We start from the raw sequence: 17,102 nt of genomic DNA on the forward strand, positions 1-17,102 counted from the left end.
GCCGTCAAAAGGTTTGAAATGCGCACGTAGCGGGTGCCAGACTGATGTCTGAGATAGAGGCGCAATAATATACGTGCCGCCCGCGCCAGGGAAAAGACAGTGCGCGGGGTTTTTAGCCTGCCGAGGTCCAGTCATGACGAAGATCGAGAAAACCCTGGAAGAATGGCGCGCGATGCTTGATCCCGCGCAATACCAGGTGTGCCGCCTCAAAGGCACTGAACGCCCCTTCAGTGGCAAGTACAACAGCCACAAGGCGGACGGTGTCTATCATTGCATCTGCTGCCAGGCGCCGCTGTTCGATTCGGGCACCAAGTTCGACTCCGGCTGCGGCTGGCCGAGCTTCTATGCGCCGATCGAGGACAGCGCGATGATCGAGATCCGCGACACCTCCCACGGCATGATCCGCACCGAGGTCACCTGTGCCCAGTGCGACGCGCACCTGGGCCATGTGTTCCCCGATGGTCCGCCACCGACCGGGTTGCGCTACTGCATCAACTCGGTCTGTCTGGACTTCAAGCCTCGCGACTGACCAGGAGAGCCCATCATGAGCGATGCATTGCTGAACATCCCTTGGGTCACCCTCGGCGGTGAGCACAAGGTCCTGGGTGACTTCCCGGGCAAGGCCCTGCTGGTGGTCAACACCGCCAGCCAGTGTGGCTTCACCCCGCAGTACAAAGGCCTCGAGCAACTGTGGCGGGATTACCGGGAGCGCGGGCTGGTGGTGCTGGGGTTTCCCTGCAACCAGTTCGGCAAGCAGGAGCCAGGCGATGCCCGCGAGATCGCGCAGTTCTGCGAGGCCAACTTCGGTGTGAGCTTTCCGCTGTTCCGCAAGGTCGAGGTCAACGGCGACGGCGCCCATCCGCTGTTCGTCGAGCTGAAGAAGCGCGCGCCGGGCGTGTTGGGTACACAGAAGATCAAGTGGAACTTCACCAAATTCCTCATCGACCCGGCCAACGGCAAGGTCAGCCGTTATGCGCCGACCACCAAGCCTGAGGCCCTGAGCGCCTCGATCGAGCAGTTGCTCAGTCGCTGAGCGGCGGCACCCAGTGGTCGATCAGGGCCAGCAGTTCCTCTCGCCGGAACGGCTTGGCCAGGTAGTCGTTCATGCCCGCGGTGCGGCAGCGTTCGCGCTCTTCGGGCATGGCGTTGGCGGTCAGGGCGATGATCGGCAGGTCCGGCCAGCGCCCGCTCTGGCGGATTCTCCGGCTGGCCTCGTAGCCGTCCATCACCGGCATGTTGCAGTCCATCAGCACTATGTCGAAGCCCTGCTGCTCCAACAGCCCGAGGGCCTCGGCGCCTTGGGCGGCGACCTGCACCTGGCAGCCCAGCTTGGCCAGCATGCCCTTGGCTACCAACTGGTTCACCGGGTTGTCCTCGACCAGCAGGATACGTGCGCGACGCAAGTTGCTGGCGGGGCCGTCACCTGGCGGTAGTGTGTTGAAGTCGTTGCCCTGCAGGATATGGCGCAAGGTCTGGTACAGGGCATTGCGCGCCAGCGGCCGGGCCTGTTGTTGCAGTGGCGCCAACTGCGTGGCCTGTTCGCTGGGCAGGAAGTTGCCGTAGGCGGTGACCAGCAGGATCGGCGCGTTGAGCGCTGGGCGCAGCCTGGACAGGCTGTCGAGGTCGTCGGTGATCAGTAGGTCAGGGCTGTCACCGTTCAGTTCACTGACGCGGTCATAGCGCTGGTAGTCCAGGCCCCAGCTGGGCAGGAGCATCTGCAGCAGTTCGGCCAGGCCGCTGCTGGCATTGCTCAAGGCCACCACCTGGCCTTGCAGTGGCATTGGCGGTACGGCTTCGGTATGGATGGGTAAGGGTAGCTCGGCGCTGAATTGGCTGCCGAAGCCGGACTCCGAATCGATGCTCAGGCGGCCCTGCATGGCTTGGCAGAGATTGTTGGTCAGGGCCAGGCCCAGGCCGGTGCCGCCATATTGCCGGGTGATGCCGGCACCGGCCTGGATGAAAGGCTGGAAGATACGCGTCTGGGCTTCCACCGGAATGCCGATCCCTGTGTCGCGCACGTCCAAGCGCACGCCGCCGGGATAAGTGCCCAGGCGCACATCGACACGACCGAAGCGCGTGAACTTCAAGGCGTTGGACAGCAGGTTGCTGACGATCTGCCGTACCCGCGTCGGGTCGCCTAGGACCGTGCTGGGAAACGCTGGGTCGATCAGGCAGGTCAGCTCGACGCTCGGCGCGGTGTTCTGCGACAGCAGGTTGGCGGTGTCCTCGACCAGGGCGCCCATGTCGAAAGGGATGCGTTCCAGTTCCAGCTGGCCGGCGTCGAACTTGGACAGGTCGAGGATATCGTTGAGCAGTTCCACCAGTACTTTGCCCGAATCATGGGCGATCGACAGCTGTTGGCGCTGTTCGGCGTTGAGGGGACTGTCCAGCGCCAGAGCAATCATGCCCAGCAGGCCATTGAGCGGGGTGCGGATCTCATGGCTCATGTTGGCCAGGAACGCCGCGCGCGCCTGGGCCATCTCCAGCGCTCGCTGGCGGGCTTCTTCCAGCTCCTGGTTGGATTGGCTCAAGCGACTGTTGCTGGCCTTGAGTTCATTGGTGCGCGCCGAGACGATGTTCTCCAGTTCGTTGAGGTAGTCGGTCAGGCGGTTCTCGGCATTGCGCCGTTGCTGGATCTCGGTGGCCATGGTGACGAACTGCTGGTTGGCGACCTTGACCAGCACGCCGATCTCGTCGTTCTCATGGCCGTGAGGGCAGGCCAGCTTGGCGTTTTCGGGGCGGCGCGGGTCGTTGTTGCTCAGGGTGCTGATCACCGTGACCAGGGGTTTGGTCAACATGATGTAGAACAGCGCCAGGAGGATGCCGGTCAGCACCAGGCTGCGGACGAAGCCATTGAATAGGGTGACCCCGGCGCGGTCGAGGAAGCGGCTACCGAAGGTGTAGGTGTCGACATCCAGGTACAGGGTGCCCAGGTATTCATCCGGCATGTGGTCGAGTGCCAGGCGGTCCTGGAACTGACGCTGCTCGCCGAAGAGGAAGTCGCTCAGCATCCGGTAGCGGTCTTCCTGGCGTGGGCGCTGAACGTCGGCGAGCACGGTCTCGTTATTGTCGATCAGGCGGGCACGGATGATGGCCGGGGATTGCAGCAGGCCGCCGGTCAGTTCCTGAGCGAGTTCTGCATCGATGTTGTAGGCGATGCGTGAGGCCGGGTTGTGACTGATTTGCAGCAGTGCTTGAACTTCACGGTTGATAGAGGCGTCTTCGCTGGCATAATCGATACCGATCTGGATGAGACTGAGCAATGTTCCCAGGATGAAGCCGACCAGGACTGTCAGCCGGGCTTGCTTGTAGGACAGGCGATTGGTGAACTTGATATCCATGAGTCCCGAGCCAGTTTCACGTTCCGTGCGCTGCGCAAGCATAGCCGAATAGCCCCGGCTGCTGGCGGGCCTGTCCAACATTCAGCCTTGCTCGAATGCAGGGCCGTGGCACTTGTACCAAGAGTTGCCTGACTACCCTCGAGCCTCGCCCTTGAACCTGTCTTGTTAGGAGCCATCATGGACCCCCGCTTGAATGCATTCCTCGAACGCGCCGAATCCGTCCTGGCGCGCCTCGAACCTCTGTTGCCGGCCCCGCGCCCGCACATCGACTGGAACACCACCCTGGCCGCACGCTGGCAGCGCGATGGCCGCAGCGGCTACCTGATGCCGCTGGAAGTCAGCCTGGACATGCGTCTGAGCGACCTGATCGGTGTCGACAAACAACGTGAGCAACTGGGCCGTAACACCCATCAGTTCATCAGTGGCATGCCGGCCAACCACGCCTTGCTGTGGGGTTCGCGTGGCACAGGCAAGTCGTCGCTGGTCCGCGCGCTGCTGGCCGAACACGCCAAGGCCGGCCTGCGCCTGATCGAGATCGAGCGCGATCACCTGGCCGACCTGCCACGGGTGGTCGAGCAGTTGCACAAGCTCGAGCAGCGTTTCGTACTGTTCTGCGACGACCTGTCGTTCGAAGCCGGGGAGGGCGATTACCGGGTACTCAAGAGCGTGCTCGACGGCTCGTTGGAGCAGGCGCCGGATAACGTGCTGCTGTACGCCACCTCCAACCGCCGTCACTTGGTGCCTGAGAGGCAGAGCGACAACGAAAACTGGAAGATGGTTGACGGCGAGCTGCACCCCAACGAGGCGGTCGAGGACAAGATCGCCCTGTCGGACCGCTTCGGGCTGTGGCTGTCGTTCTACCCCTTCACCCAGGAACACTTCCTTAATGTCGTCGAGCACTGGATCGGCCAGTTGGCAAGCGCGGCCGGGCTGCGCTGGCAGCGTGATGAAGAGCTGGACAAACTCGCCGTGCGCTGGGCAACCGGGCGTGGCAACCGTAACGGCCGTTGTGCCTACCAGTTCGCCCGCTATTGGGTCGGGCTGCAATTGCTGGAGCAAAAACGATGATCGACCTTAATGCCAGTGGCGCCGGTCTCGACGGCTACGACCTGCTGGCCGCGCAAGTGCAGGCGTTGTTCGCTGACGAGCGTGACTTCATTGCCAACGCCGCACAGTTTTCGGCGTTCCTCTTCCATCAGGTCGAGGACCTGAACTGGGCAGGCTTCTACCTCAACCGCAACGAAGAGCTGCTGCTCGGCCCGTTCCAGGGCCAGGTGGCTTGCGTGCGTATTCCCTTTGATCGAGGCGTCTGCGGTGCGGCGGCGAAGACCCGGCAGACCCAGCGGGTCGAGGACGTGCACGCGTTTCCCGGGCATATTGCCTGTGACAGCGCCTCGAACAGCGAGTTGGTGATTCCATTGGTCAAGGAGGGCCGCTTGATCGGCGTGCTGGATCTGGACAGCCCGAAGGTGGGGCGCTTCAGCGAGGCTGACCAGATTGGCTTGGAGAAGCTGGCGGGGATCTTCCTTGAGTTGAGCGACTGCTGAAAATACAAGAGGGGCCGGCGACGGCCCCTCTTTCGTTCTGAAGGTTCAGCGTATGCAGGGCCCTGTTAGGAGCGGGCTTGCCCGCGAATGGTCGGTACAAGCAATACCGTACTTGCCACCAACCATGGATCGCCTATCCAACCCGTCTTTCAGTCGTAGATCGCTTTCTTTTTCCAGGTTTCGTCCTCGTCGGTCTTGAGCCCCTGGGTCAGTTCATTCACTTCATCCGCCGCCGGCTCCAATTGGTCCAACACTTGGGCATTGGCCCGTGCCAGCAGTTTCTCCAGGTAGGTCAACTGTTCCTGATAGACCGCCGGCTCCGGTTGTTTGCGCAGGTACTGCACGCCGCGCTCGAAGGCCAGGCGGGCTTGTCCGGGTTGGTCCTGTTGCAGCGCGTGCTGCCCCAGGTTGTTGAAGAACTCGATGTGCAGCAACACCAGAATATGACGGATCTCCTTGACCCAACGCTTGCCTTCGCTGGCCTGCAGGAAGCCTTCCTGAGTGGCGCGCACGATCTGGCTATGCAGGGCTTCAAGCAGAAAACGCACATCCTTGGCCTTGACCTCGGTCTGGATCGGGCTGGGCGGGTTGTTCACCGGCAGGTTTTCGCCCTGGGCGATCAGGCTCTCGAGTTCGGCGATGCGCGACTCGATCGCGGCATTGTTTTTGTCTGCCGCCAACTGACGCTGATTGAGGTTGAGCTCCAGGCGGGTCAGCAGCAGCTTGAGCGCCGGGGTCATCAACTGGCCCGGGAAGGTCTCGGTGATTTCACCGCAGCGGCGCAGGCGTTCGGCCAGCTCGATCTTGAGCCGGGCGCGTTCGAGCTTGTTGTTCTCGACCACATTGTTGAGATAGCCGATCACGATCAGTAACGCGATGCCCGCGACGATGAGCAGGGTGATCAGGAGTGGGGTCACCGTTAGCGCCTCATTTATGAAGTTTTACAAATCGAGTGTAGTGGGTTCGACTGGGAGCGGGTAGGGCTGCCTGGCAGATCGCTGATCACTGGGTAAGCCTGCCTCCGCGCAGCCACTGTGCGCAATCAGTGAACCGTGTTGATGGCACTTTGCCGCGAGCTTGCCGCCAAGCCGTCAGAAAATCAACGTCAATCCCTGGGCGTGCAGCGGATTGACTTGCAGGTCAGTGCGAAGTCATTGATTTCAATAAATTTATAGAAAGGGGTTGACGGCTTTTAAAGGCATCCCTAGAATGCGCGCCACTTGCAGCGTAAAGCACACAGCGATACGTGGCAGGGAGTGAAAAGATGTAGTGTGTCCCCTTCGTCTAGTGGCCTAGGACACCGCCCTTTCACGGCGGTAACAGGGGTTCGAGTCCCCTAGGGGACGCCATTGCGGGAATAGCTCAGTTGGTAGAGCACGACCTTGCCAAGGTCGGGGTCGCGAGTTCGAGTCTCGTTTCCCGCTCCAGTTTCCACGGCATTGCTTTCGGGCGGTGCTGGAAAAAGAAATCCAGGATGCTTCGAAAGGAAAGCCTGGTGCGCTGAAAAGCGTTGTGTGTCCCCTTCGTCTAGTGGCCTAGGACACCGCCCTTTCACGGCGGTAACAGGGGTTCGAGTCCCCTAGGGGACGCCATTTGCGGGAATAGCTCAGTTGGTAGAGCACGACCTTGCCAAGGTCGGGGTCGCGAGTTCGAGTCTCGTTTCCCGCTCCAGTTTAAATACTGTGGCGTCTATGCAGTGCAGTGGTGGTGAAGGTCGTCAAGGCGCTTCACGCCAAAAGCGGTAAAGTTTCACAATGCGGGAATAGCTCAGTTGGTAGAGCACGACCTTGCCAAGGTCGGGGTCGCGAGTTCGAGTCTCGTTTCCCGCTCCAAGTTATGATCTACAGATTTCTACTGAGGGCTGTAAGTCGTTGAAAAGAGGGGCTTCGGCCCCTTTTTTCATTCCAGCGAGCGCCACGGAAATCCACCCACAGCCAGCCTTTTTTAGGCTCCAATCTAGGCACAGGAATACGGGTGAGACGGCTTCCGGATAGTTGCTGGGGCTGAGCGGGAACCATGACGAGCATAGGGCCTAAGTCATCACTTAGGAGCCTCGAAATGGCACTCTCTGATCTGACAGTCCGGCAGGCAAGGACCACCGGCAAACGCTACACCCTCCACGACAACGACTGCCTGAGCCTGATGGTCTCTGCCGCAGGCGGCAAGTCATGGATCTTCCGCTACTGCTGGCTGCGCAAGCAAAAGCGCATGTCCTTGGGCGGCTATCCCGCCCTCAGCCTGCGCGAGGCCCGCGCCGAGCGGGACAAGGCCCAGTCTCTGCTCGCCAGGGGGATCGATCCCCAGATTGAGCGCGACCAGCGGCGGCACGCGGCCAGGCTGGCAGGCGAATACACCTTCAAGAACGTCTTCGATGCCTGGGTCGAGCATCGCCGCAAGGAACTCAAGGAAGGCCGTCAAAGCACGCTTTCACAGATCCTGCGTATCTTCAACAAGGACGTGCTGCCCACCCTGGGGAAGATGTCGATCTACGACATTCGTCGGCCCCAGCTCGTAGGCGTCGTGGCGGCGATCGAGAAGCGCAAGGCGTTCACCACCGCCGAGAAGGTCCGCACCTGGTTCAACCAGATGTTCCGCTATGCCCTGGTCATCGCCGAGGGGCTGGAAGTCAACCCGGCCGCGGACCTGGACGTGGTGGCCGAACCCAAGCCTCCGGTGGCGCACAACCCCTACCTGCACCTGCCCGAGCTGCCCGAGTTCCTTCAGAAGCTCCGGCGCTACAACCCCCGCGGCTGGCAGACCCAGCTTGGTGTCCGTCTGCTGTTCCTGACGGGGGTGCGCACGGGCGAGTTACGGCTGGCCGAACCTGAGCAATTCGACCTCGACCGCGGCTTGTGGATCATTCCGCCGCAGGTCGTCAAGCAGCTCCAGGACGAAATGCGCAAGGCCGGCAAGCGGCCGCAGGACGTGCCGCCCTACATCGTGCCCCTGTCCCTGCAGGCCATCGAGATTGTGCGCTATCTCCTGGGCGTGATGCGGCCGGCGCAGAAGTACCTGCTGTCGCATCGCAGCGAACTCAAGAAGCGCATCAGCGAGAACACCCTCAACAAGGCCGTGCAGCTCATGGGATATGAGGGGCGCCTGACCGGCCACGGCATCCGCGGCACCATCTCGACCGCGCTCAACGAGATCGGATACCCGAAGATTTGGGTGGATGCGCAGCTTTCGCACTCCGACCCGAACAAGGTCAGCTCGGCCTACAACCACGCCAAGTACGTGGAGCCGCGACGCCGCATGATGCAGGACTGGGCCGATCGCCTCGACCTGCTCGAACAGGGCGAAGTGGAAGCCGCGAGCGTGCACCTGACCATCCGCATCGACGGGGTGCCGGCGATGGCGGAAGTGGAGGAAGTGGTGGGCGCGATCCCCGCGGTGGCCGAGCCCGCTGCCCCCGGCGTGCCGCCCGTGGTGGCCACGCCCATCGTCGTGACCCCCAACAGCGGCGGAATCACGTTCCAGCGGCTGTCGCAGGTGCCTCCGCCTCCGGTGCACGCCCCGGAGCCGGAAGTCTCCGCCATCCAGCGCGAGCGCGAGGAAATGCTGGCCATGTACGAGTCGCCGAACAATCTGCCGGTCCCGCTGTTCGGCAAGCTGGCCGGTAAGTCCAAGGATCAGATCAACCGCGAGCTGAAGGCGGGCAAGCTGCTGTCCATCAGCCTGGGCAATCGGGGGCAGCGGGTTCCCGACTGGCAACTGGTGCCGCTCAAGCACAAGCTGGCCCAGGTGCTCATGAACCAGTGCCCGCACGCGGATTCGTGGGACCTGTACCGCATGCTGACCCAGCCGCACCCTGACCTGGGTGATCGCGCGGCCATCGATGCGGTCACGCCGACCAACGTGCCCGCCATCATCCGGGTCATCGTGGGCGACTACCAGCGCCATGAGGATGCGCCCGAAGCCATTGCCTTGCGGCCCATCCCCGAGGATGTGCGGCAGAGCGTCCGTCGGCTAGTGGATAGCGCAGCGGTGTTAGAGGGGGCCTAACTTCGCGCTGGAACCTATGGCCGGGGTTGTTACCCCGGCCATAGGGGGCGTCCACTATGCAGCCCCCGTCCCGGCAACTTGCAGCGCTCTACGCTCGAACCGGTCCACAACTGAACTGGTTTCCTCCTTGGGGCGCTGCAAATGCGTCACGATCTCGTAGGGGCCATCGATGAGCGGCCGCATCGTGATTCCCCATCTATGGGCATGCGCGATGCGCGATTGCGAGGACACTCCGACGCCATATCCGGCCGCGACCCACGTGGCCAACAGGCCAAATGAGGTCACGTACTGGATGTTCTGCCGACCGGTCGGCAGGAGGTTGGAAAGCCGCTCATCCAACTTGGAGCAGATTTCCGCCTGCCAGCGATACAGCGAGTAGTCCAACAGATCGGCGATCGTGAGTGTCGCCTGGTCAAGCAAAGGGAACCGTGGAGGCACGGCAACGGCCATCTCCTCGATCCACAACGGCTGGATTTTCAGGGCCGCGTCGCTCGATCCCTGAACCGATAGCCCTGCGTCGTAGCGGCTCTCATGGAGTCCCTCACGCAGATCGTCATCTGAAACCTCGAAGAACGCGAGGGTGACATCCGGCTCTTCCGCGCGTTGCAGCGCCAGCAGCGCCGAGAGCTTTGACGACGGCACGCCTGGCGCTATGGCAAGCCTGAGACGGGAGAACTGGCCGATGGCGTTGTGCATGATGGCGCCGCAAGGCGGCTAAGCGGCAGGTCGAGGGCAAGCCGACATGATAGTTAAGAGCGAACTTTAACGTCTATAACTTTAACGTGGTTAATTTCGGAAGATTGTTCGACGCTTCTGCTAATGCAGAAGCCCACTATTCAGCCAGGCCGCCCCTCTGGCACATCGACATATGAATCCGAGCCAGCGTTAGCCTTTGGGCAGGCCGTGCGCGCTGCGCGCGTCGCTCAAGGCATCGCTCAAGACGAGTTTGCATCTAGGGCAGGCATCTCGCGCTCGCACATGGGCAAGATCGAGCGCGGGGAGCACGTGCCCACGCTTCCTCTCATATTGAAAATTGCCATGGCGCTCAGAATAAGCGCTGCTGAATTGATGGCTGCAACGGAGCGCTACCTTGGCACCGGCGGCAACACCGATTCTTGAGGGTGACCGTCGATGATGGGGCTGTCAGCTACCCAGACTGTCACGTAGGCGGACGAGATCGCGCAGACGAACGATGAATCGCTCCAGCGAAGCCGGTGCGTCGCCGCCGCCGAGCCGGAGCAGATAGGTCGTGATTACTGCCGATTCCACCGCCAGAGGGCGGGTAAGCACATCTGGTCGTGGACTGATGGCAACCCTGGTCGCCGTCGTGAAACCGACACCAAAGCCCGCGCTGACCAGGGTAAGCATCATCTCCAGCGAGGAGACGTGTTCGACCACATTCGGTTCGCGTTCCAGAAGCCGTAGAAGCCGAGCCAGTTCACGACAGTAACCTTCGCATACCTGTGGATCGCACAGTACGAGTGGGTGGCCGCCGAGTTCATGGAGCGGGACCGCCTTGTGAACAAGCAGTTCATGCCTGACTGGTACGGCGATCACCAGCGGGTCTTGCCAGATCGGCTCGGCAACAATGTCGTCGCCGACTTCGGCCGTGTGCGCGAACCCGATGGTGAAGTCGCCGGCACGCAGGCCGCGCAACTGTTCGGCCAACGGTACCTCGCACAAGCGGATCTCGATGTCTGGCTCTTCAGCGCGGCAACTGGCAAGAAAATCCGGTAGCCAGGGGTCGATCGCGCCATCGGACACCGCGATGCGCAGGCTGCCTCGCGAGCCCGCTGCGATGGCCTTGGCATTCTCGCGTGCCTGTTCCAAGACGGTGAATAGTCGGCGAGTGTCTTGCAGGAACGCGGTGCCTGCTGCGGTCAGCCGGGTTCCCCTGCGGTCGCGGTCGAAGAGCAGGACGCCTAGCTCATCCTCCAGTTCCTTGATCGCCCGAGACAAGGGTGGCTGCTCGATATGCAGGCGCTCGGCGGCGCGGGTGAAATGCAGTTCTTCGGCGAGGACGACAAAGCAGCGAAGGTGACGTAGCTCCATGAAGCGCCCCCGATTTCCGTTTCACGGCCGTGGTTCTGTGACGGACAACGGTTTGCAATCGAGAGCGAGATGAAGAGCGTTCTGGTTGCACAGTTCTAGCGGGCGCAACAAGCCATGTATTTCGCTTTGTTTGAACGCATTCGACAATTCCGCAAGTGCGGAGCGCCAGTGTGACTTCAACTCGCCTATCGCACTGTGTCCACGCTCAGTCAGAACTATTTCGATAACTCTGTGATCGTGCGTGCGATCCACGCGCTCGTGCGTCGCTCTCTGGATCATGCCCTTCTTCTCAAGGCGGTCTAAGCTGTACTTAGGCAGCAACACCACTCAGCCGTCATTACTTCCGAAACGCGAGAAGAAATGCAGTAACTGCATCTTTTGCCCAACGATCCCGCTGGGCCGCAGATGCTGGCGCATCGGGATGCATCACGCACTGCATTTGAGCGTCGCCGCGAACCATGTTCACAAAGAGAGTGGCAGCAGAATCCAGTCCGATACTCCCGAGATCCAGTTCACCTCTCTCAGCAGCAGCCTCCAGCGTCTCTGCGACGATGTTGTTCATGGCGGTGGGACCTGCCAGATAGAAGCATCGCCCAAGCTCGGGGAATCGCGGAGCTTCGGACGCAATCATGCGATATAGCGCCAAGCCGTCGCGCGACAGCACGATCTCCAAGTAGGCGAGTGCCATTTCTTTCAAAACGTCGGCAAGTCGCTCGCCTGAAAACTCGGCTTTACGGACGGCCCTGAGCAAACGTTCACATTCAGCCTCGACGACGGCCACGAACAAGGCTTCCTTGTTTGGGTAGTGCGCGTAAACCGTCGATTTCGATACGCCGGCCGCCTGCTGGATCAAGTCGGTCGTTGCGGCGCTGAAGCCGTTGGCGAGGAAGACCGACTTCGCGCCAGCCAGGACTAGGCGCGCTTTTTCTGACTGCACTGCCCCCCCGGTGGACGAGGGCTGCTTGGGTGACGCATTCGCTTTTGAGTGCGCTGATGAAGTGACCATATGTTCGTTCCAACGCCGCAGAAATAGTCGAACGATACCACATAGGGCGTAAAATTCAAACCGAGCGGTTCGTTCTTGTTTGAATGAAATATTCTTCTATTGTTCAACATTAACGCCAACTTCATCGCTTGACTATACCGAACCGCTCGGTATAGTATCGCGCCATGCCAAGCTTCGAGTGAGTTCCAATGTCAAGCCCTTCGCTTCAGCGTCCTGCGTCGATCAAACCGACCGCTGCATTGTGTCGAACCGCAATGGTGGCGATCTGTTGCGCCGTTCTGGCGTCCTGCGCTGCCATCCCAGACTTGGGGCCAATGAAAAAGCCGGCCTCGATGGATGGGTTTACGGCCGACAAGAGCCTCGCCGCCCCAGTCGGCGAATGGCCGACGCAGGCGTGGTGGAAGTCCTTTGGCGATCCGCAACTTGACCAGTTGATGGACGAGGCATTGGCCAATGCACCATCCATGGCACAGGCACAGGCCCGTCTCAACGCCGCTATTGCACGATCGAAGGGTGCGCGGGCGGCCCTGCTGCCCTCTGTGTCGCTAGATGCATCCGCAAGCGAGCAGAAGCTGACGTACAACAGCATCTTCCCTCGGGATGTCGTTCCTAAAGGGTGGAACGACTACGGTGCGGCCTCTCTGAATTTCGGCTGGGAACTCGATTTTTGGGGCAAGAACCGCTCCGCGCTGGATTCGGCCACATCTGAGGCGTTGGCGGTGCAGGCCAATGCCGCTGCGGCTCGTGTCCTCCTGACGACGGAGCTTGCAAGCCGCTACATCCAACTCAATGGCCTGAATGTCCAACGCGACCTGGCGACGGAAACACTCAAAAACCGCGAGGATTCCGAGCGCTTGGCCATGCGGCGCGTTGACCAGGGCCTCGACACACAGACAACGCTGGAACAAGCGCATGCAAGGGCCAAGCTGGCACGGGCTGACTTGGCTGACGTGGAAGAAAGAATCGAACTGGCCCGCAATGGAATCGCAGCGCTGCTGGGGCGCGGGCCAGATCGTGGTCTGGACATCCGCGAGACACATCTTTCGCCGAATTTGTCCCTGGCGCTCCCGGAGACGCTGAAGAGCGATCTGATCGGGCGCAAGCCTGAAATCGTGGCAGCCAGGTGGCGCGTGGAGGCGGCGGCCAAGCGTATCGGCGTTGCGAAGGCAGGCTTTTATCCCAGCGTCAATCTGGTGGCCTTGGTGGGCTACGAGTCGCTGGGTCTGAATCGCCTGTTCGACTCGGGTTCCGATTCGGGCCGTGCCGGAGTCGCCATTCATTTGCCCATCTTCGAGGGTGGACGGCTCCGTGCGAACTACAGCCAGGCTTGGGCCGAATATGAGTTCTCGGTCGCCAGCTACAACGATGCGCTGGTTCAAGCGCTGAGAGAAACCGCAGACGCGGTGAGGAGCCTGCAAGCGCTTCCAACCCGCCTCGATGCAACGGAGTCGGCAGTCGTCAGCAGCGATAAAGCCTATCAGCTTGCCAAACGCCGTTACGAGGGCGGCCTCTCCAACTATCAAACCGTGCTGACGACAGAGGATGCCGTGCTCAATGCGCGGATGGCCGCTACTGCCCTGTGGGTACGGGGCCTTTCCCTCGACGTTGCTCTGACCAAAGCCCTTGGTGGCGGCTTCTCCGACTCTTCAATGAATGAACAGGTGTCCCAATGAGTGATCCGATGTCCCCCGACTCCCAGGAATCCTCCGCGAAGCCGGACGCTTCGCAACAGAAGGCGAAGCGCAAACGTCTCGTTCTCATTGTGACGACCGGCTTGGTTGCTATCGGCGTTCTTTACGGTGCATGGGAACTTCTGTTCGCAGGAAAATCCGTTACCACTGACAACGCCTATACGGCAGCGGAAGTGGCTCAGATCACGCCGCTTGTTGCCGGCCCTGTAAAGGAAGTCAAAGTCAGCGACACGCATTCCGTCAAAACCGGCGACGTGCTGGTCGTTATCGACGATACCGACGCCAAGATCGCCGTCGCGCAGGCTGAGGCGGACTTGGCGCGTACCCAGCGCCAAGTGCGGCAATTGATGGGAAATGACCAGAGCCTCGCGGGACAAGTGTCCTTGCGTGCGGCGGAAATCGCCACTGCCCGTAGCGACCTAACCCGCGCGACCGCCGCTTATGAGAAGGCAGTCATTGACGAGCGCCGCAGGCAGAACCTGGTTGAAGAGGGTGCGGTGTCCAAGGAAGAGCTGACTAATGCGCAGACGCAGTTACGCGAGGCACGTGCCGCGCTGGAACAAGCCAATGCCCGCGTTCGCGCAGCCGAGGCCGCACGCGAAGCCGCAAGCGGCGCGCGGACAGCTAACTCGGCGCTGATCGCCGACAGCACGGTCGAAGACAACCCGGCCGTACTCATGGCAAAAGCAAAGCTCAACCAAGCGCGCGTGAATCTCGAACGAACCGTACTGCGAGCGCCTTTCGATGGAGTAGTGGCACAACGGTCGGTGGAGACTGGGCAGCAGGTTCAGGCAGGCATGCGGCTGATGACCATTGTTCCGGTCGACCGTATCTATGTCGATGCAAATTTCAAGGAAGGCCAGTTGCAGAAGGTACGTCCTGGACAGCACGTGGAACTGACCTCGGATCTTTACGGCAGCGATGTCGTCTACAAGGGCCGCGTCGAGGGCTTCGCCGGGGGATCAGGTTCTGCCTTCGCAGCTATCCCAGCGCAGAACGCCACTGGCAACTGGATCAAGGTGGTTCAGCGACTGCCGGTCCGGATTCGGCTTGAGCCCGAGCAGTTGAAGCAGCATCCGCTGCGGGTCGGCCTGTCCATGGAGGCTACCGTCGATCTGAGCGACCACGCTGACTCCAAGCCTGTTGCTGCGAGGTAGTGAAATGGCTTCCTCGGAACATAAACCGCTATCCGGGACGGATCTTGTCATCGCGGCTGTCATTCTGTCTCTGGCGAACTTCATGGTGGTGCTGGACACCACCATTGCCAACGTGGCCATGCCCACCATCTCGGGCTCGATGGGCGTTTCGACAAGTCAAGGCACTTGGATCATCACGTCTTACGCAGTCGCTGAGGCCATCACGATCCCCTTGACCGGCTGGCTCGTCCGCCAGGTTGGCGAAGTACGGCTGTTCATGGTCTGCGTGGTGGCGTTCGTTTTGTTCTCTGTGTGCTGCGGCTTGTCGTGGTCTCTGGAAAGCCTCATCTTCTTTCGCGTGATGCAAGGCCTTGCCGGCGGCCCACTGATTCCACTCTCATCAACGCTGATGCTGGCGGTGTTCCCTAAGAACAAGTCGAACATCGCGCTCTCTTTGTGGGGAATGATGACGGTCGTCGCTCCGATCTTCGGCCCCATCCTAGGCGGGATCATTTCGGACAACTGGCATTGGGGCTGGGTATTCCACATCAACTTCGGGTTTGGCGTTCTGGTCATGCTCGGTGCCTTGAAAGTGCTTCAAGGCCGGGACGAACCCACTGAGCGATCTCGCATTGACGGAGTTGGCTTGGCCCTTCTGGTGGTCTTCGTCACCAGTTTCCAGATCATGATCGACAAGGGCCGCGAGTTGGACTGGTTCGCTTCGCCGTTGGTGGTCACTTGCGCGATCGTCGCGGCGATTTCTCTGATCTATCTGATTATTTGGGAACTCACGGATTCCGACCCCGTGATCGACCTCAGCGTCTTTCGCTCGCGCAACTGGCTGGTGTCCACAATCACGCTGAGCCTGATGTTCGGCATCTTCTTTGGCAACATCGTGCTGACACCCCTGTGGCTCCAGCAGCAGATGGGCTACACGGCGACATGGGCGGGCTTTGCCACCGCGCCGATGGGCATTCTCGCGGTGGCATCTTCTCCGATCGTCGGTCGCCTCCTGCCAAAGCTCGACCCTCGCTGGATCGTCACCTACGGCATGGGTGTGCTGGCCGTCTCGTTCTTCATGCGGGCGCATCTAACGTCACAGGCCGATTTCATGTCGGTGGCTATTGCGATGTTTGTGCTCGGCGCTGGTATTCCCGCATGCATGATTACGCTGACCTCCCTCGGGGTATCCGACCTCCCCCCCGAGCGCGTTGCAAATGGAGCCGGCCTGCAAAACTTCCTGCGCGTCCTTTCAATGGCGCTCGGGTCGTCACTGACTCAAACCTATTGGGAGCATATGTCGAAGGCAAGCCGCTCCGAGCTTGTCGCAATCATCGACCCGAACGCAGGGCAGCAAATCGCCTCCGCAGCGATCCGCGCGGGCATCCCGCAATCTAGTTCAACAGCGTTCTTCTCGCGCATGGTAGATGGCCAGGCCGTAATGCTAGCCACGAACGATTTCTATGCGCTGGCGACCGTCCTGATGCTTCTCTCAATTGGTGCGATCTGGCTGGCCAAGCGGCCGAAAGGGCCACTCAAGAAAGTCTCGGGGCACTGATTCTCAGCAATATCTAACAGGTAGTTCGCCATGAGCGTCGCGCTATTGCCGCCACATCACAGAGCCGGTTTCTATATCACCTGCTTGCTCCAGCGCGGCGCGAGATTGCTCAAACCGGATGTCTACGTCATTCGTGCAGACGATCCCCCCCCGTGGTAGTGAAAGATTACCGACGTTATCACGGGACTCTTTTAGCGTTGCCAGCCCGAATCCTAGTAAGGAATGAAATCGCAATTCTGCGACGGCTGGCCGGCTGGCGTCATGCTCCATCCTTGATCGGGATAAGCACGCTGGCTTTCAGCATGGAATTCATTCCAGGCGAAACGCTCAGTCAGAGCGTTGGACATGTGGGCCACGAAGTTCTCGATCAACTGCAAGCTGCATTGTGCAAGTTGCACTCCGAGAACATCACTCACAACGATCTGCATGGCACCAATGTCATCGTCAGAGCGGGTGTACCCGTGCTTATCGATTTTGCCTCTGCTTGGCATTCGCCAGCTTGGCTGCGCAACTGCTATCTATGCCGACAACTGCGCCGTAGCGATCTGAAGAACTTTCTGAAACTCCGTCAGCGCGTCACAGGACTTACTTCTCCCATAGAGGTCAATCTATTGGCCGACCCACGCTGGATTCAGATTCTGAGAAATGGTTGGAAGCGCGTCTTTCTTGGAAGAAAACGATGTTAGTTCCAATCGGCTGCCCCTTCCATCCTATTCGCGAAAGGTTTTTGGTTGTGCATTTACAAGGAGTTGAGTCATGAAAGCACAAA

The 17,102-nt window shown here is 60.6% G+C and carries 15 protein-coding genes and 5 tRNA genes; 15 read left to right on the plus strand and 5 right to left on the minus strand.

The annotated features are described in order from the left end of the window. Window positions 1–133: 133 nt before the first annotated feature. Window positions 134–529 carry a peptide-methionine (R)-S-oxide reductase MsrB gene (msrB, locus tag ACYU03_RS07770; protein WP_461889479.1) on the plus strand — a complete coding sequence of 132 codons (396 nt, stop codon included), beginning with the start codon at window positions 134–136 and terminating at the stop codon, window positions 527–529. Window positions 530–544: 15 nt separating this feature from the next. Continuing rightward, the gene (locus ACYU03_RS07775) at window positions 545–1,033 is read left to right on the plus strand and encodes a glutathione peroxidase (protein WP_461889481.1); all 489 of its coding nucleotides are present in this window, start codon (window positions 545–547) and stop codon (window positions 1,031–1,033) included. Here the strand turns inward: ACYU03_RS07775 and ACYU03_RS07780 are convergent. After that, a complete protein-coding gene (locus tag ACYU03_RS07780; protein WP_461891416.1) occupies window positions 1,023–3,383 on the minus strand; it encodes a response regulator in 2,361 nt (786 codons plus the stop codon). The two genes, ACYU03_RS07775 and ACYU03_RS07780, sit on opposite strands and share 11 nt — an antisense overlap. A gap of 135 nt (window positions 3,384–3,518) precedes the next feature. Between ACYU03_RS07780 and ACYU03_RS07785 the strand changes: the two genes are divergently transcribed. Continuing rightward, window positions 3,519–4,409, plus strand: a complete 891-nt coding sequence (locus tag ACYU03_RS07785) for an ATP-binding protein (protein ID WP_461889483.1) — start codon at window positions 3,519–3,521, stop codon at window positions 4,407–4,409. Continuing rightward, window positions 4,406–4,888, plus strand: a complete 483-nt coding sequence (locus ACYU03_RS07790; protein WP_461889485.1) for a GAF domain-containing protein — start codon at window positions 4,406–4,408, stop codon at window positions 4,886–4,888. Before ACYU03_RS07785 ends, ACYU03_RS07790 begins: the two co-directional genes overlap by 4 nt. Before the next feature lie 149 nt (window positions 4,889–5,037). Here the strand turns inward: ACYU03_RS07790 and ACYU03_RS07795 are convergent, their stop codons facing one another. After that, the gene (locus ACYU03_RS07795; protein WP_461889487.1) at window positions 5,038–5,805 is read right to left on the minus strand and encodes a hypothetical protein; all 768 of its coding nucleotides are present in this window, start codon (window positions 5,803–5,805) and stop codon (window positions 5,038–5,040) included. A 356-nt stretch (window positions 5,806–6,161) separates the two neighbouring features. On the opposite strand from ACYU03_RS07795, the gene ACYU03_RS07800 reads away from it, so the two are divergent. From ACYU03_RS07800 to ACYU03_RS07825, 6 genes are all read left to right on the plus strand, one after another. Beyond that, a tRNA-Glu gene (locus ACYU03_RS07800) sits at window positions 6,162–6,237 on the plus strand. Between the two features lie 2 nt (window positions 6,238–6,239). Next, window positions 6,240–6,315 (plus strand) — tRNA-Gly (locus ACYU03_RS07805). Window positions 6,316–6,404: 89 nt separating this feature from the next. Next, window positions 6,405–6,480, plus strand: a tRNA-Glu gene (locus ACYU03_RS07810). Window positions 6,481–6,483: 3 nt separating this feature from the next. After that, window positions 6,484–6,559 (plus strand) — tRNA-Gly (locus tag ACYU03_RS07815). 85 nt (window positions 6,560–6,644) lie between these two features. Next, a tRNA-Gly gene (locus ACYU03_RS07820) sits at window positions 6,645–6,720 on the plus strand. A 226-nt stretch (window positions 6,721–6,946) separates the two neighbouring features. Beyond that, window positions 6,947–8,890 (plus strand): tyrosine-type recombinase/integrase, encoded by a 1,944-nt coding sequence (locus ACYU03_RS07825; protein ID WP_461889489.1) that lies wholly within the window; start codon window positions 6,947–6,949, stop codon window positions 8,888–8,890. 54 nt (window positions 8,891–8,944) lie between these two features. Here the strand turns inward: ACYU03_RS07825 and ACYU03_RS07830 are convergent, their stop codons facing one another. After that, window positions 8,945–9,586, minus strand: a complete 642-nt coding sequence (locus tag ACYU03_RS07830) for a substrate-binding domain-containing protein (protein ID WP_461889491.1) — start codon at window positions 9,584–9,586, stop codon at window positions 8,945–8,947. 123 nt (window positions 9,587–9,709) lie between these two features. Here ACYU03_RS07830 and ACYU03_RS07835 point away from each other — a divergent pair, with 123 nt between their 5' ends. Continuing rightward, entirely contained in the window at window positions 9,710–10,009 is a 300-nt protein-coding gene (locus ACYU03_RS07835) for a helix-turn-helix domain-containing protein (protein WP_071559761.1), read from the plus strand. A gap of 24 nt (window positions 10,010–10,033) precedes the next feature. Here the strand turns inward: ACYU03_RS07835 and ACYU03_RS07840 are convergent, their stop codons facing one another. Then, window positions 10,034–10,942 (minus strand): LysR family transcriptional regulator, encoded by a 909-nt coding sequence (locus tag ACYU03_RS07840; protein WP_461889494.1) that lies wholly within the window; start codon window positions 10,940–10,942, stop codon window positions 10,034–10,036. A gap of 337 nt (window positions 10,943–11,279) precedes the next feature. Beyond that, window positions 11,280–11,948, minus strand: a complete 669-nt coding sequence (locus ACYU03_RS07845) for a TetR/AcrR family transcriptional regulator (protein WP_461889496.1) — start codon at window positions 11,946–11,948, stop codon at window positions 11,280–11,282. Window positions 11,949–12,202: 254 nt separating this feature from the next. Here ACYU03_RS07845 and ACYU03_RS07850 point away from each other — a divergent pair, with 254 nt between their 5' ends. From ACYU03_RS07850 to ACYU03_RS07865, 4 genes are all read left to right on the plus strand, one after another. Further along, window positions 12,203–13,621 (plus strand): efflux transporter outer membrane subunit, encoded by a 1,419-nt coding sequence (locus tag ACYU03_RS07850; RefSeq protein ID WP_461891417.1) that lies wholly within the window; start codon window positions 12,203–12,205, stop codon window positions 13,619–13,621. Then, a complete protein-coding gene (locus ACYU03_RS07855) occupies window positions 13,618–14,796 on the plus strand; it encodes an HlyD family efflux transporter periplasmic adaptor subunit (RefSeq protein WP_461889497.1) in 1,179 nt (392 codons plus the stop codon). The genes ACYU03_RS07850 and ACYU03_RS07855 overlap by 4 nt, the downstream gene beginning before the upstream one ends. Window positions 14,797–14,800: 4 nt before the next feature. Continuing rightward, window positions 14,801–16,333, plus strand: a complete 1,533-nt coding sequence (locus ACYU03_RS07860; protein WP_461889498.1) for a DHA2 family efflux MFS transporter permease subunit — start codon at window positions 14,801–14,803, stop codon at window positions 16,331–16,333. A 158-nt stretch (window positions 16,334–16,491) separates the two neighbouring features. Continuing rightward, window positions 16,492–17,019, plus strand: a complete 528-nt coding sequence (locus ACYU03_RS07865) for an RIO1 family regulatory kinase/ATPase domain-containing protein (protein ID WP_461891418.1) — start codon at window positions 16,492–16,494, stop codon at window positions 17,017–17,019. The last annotated feature ends 83 nt before the right edge of the window (window positions 17,020–17,102 follow it).

Source organism: Pseudomonas sp. X10, assembly GCF_054889225.1.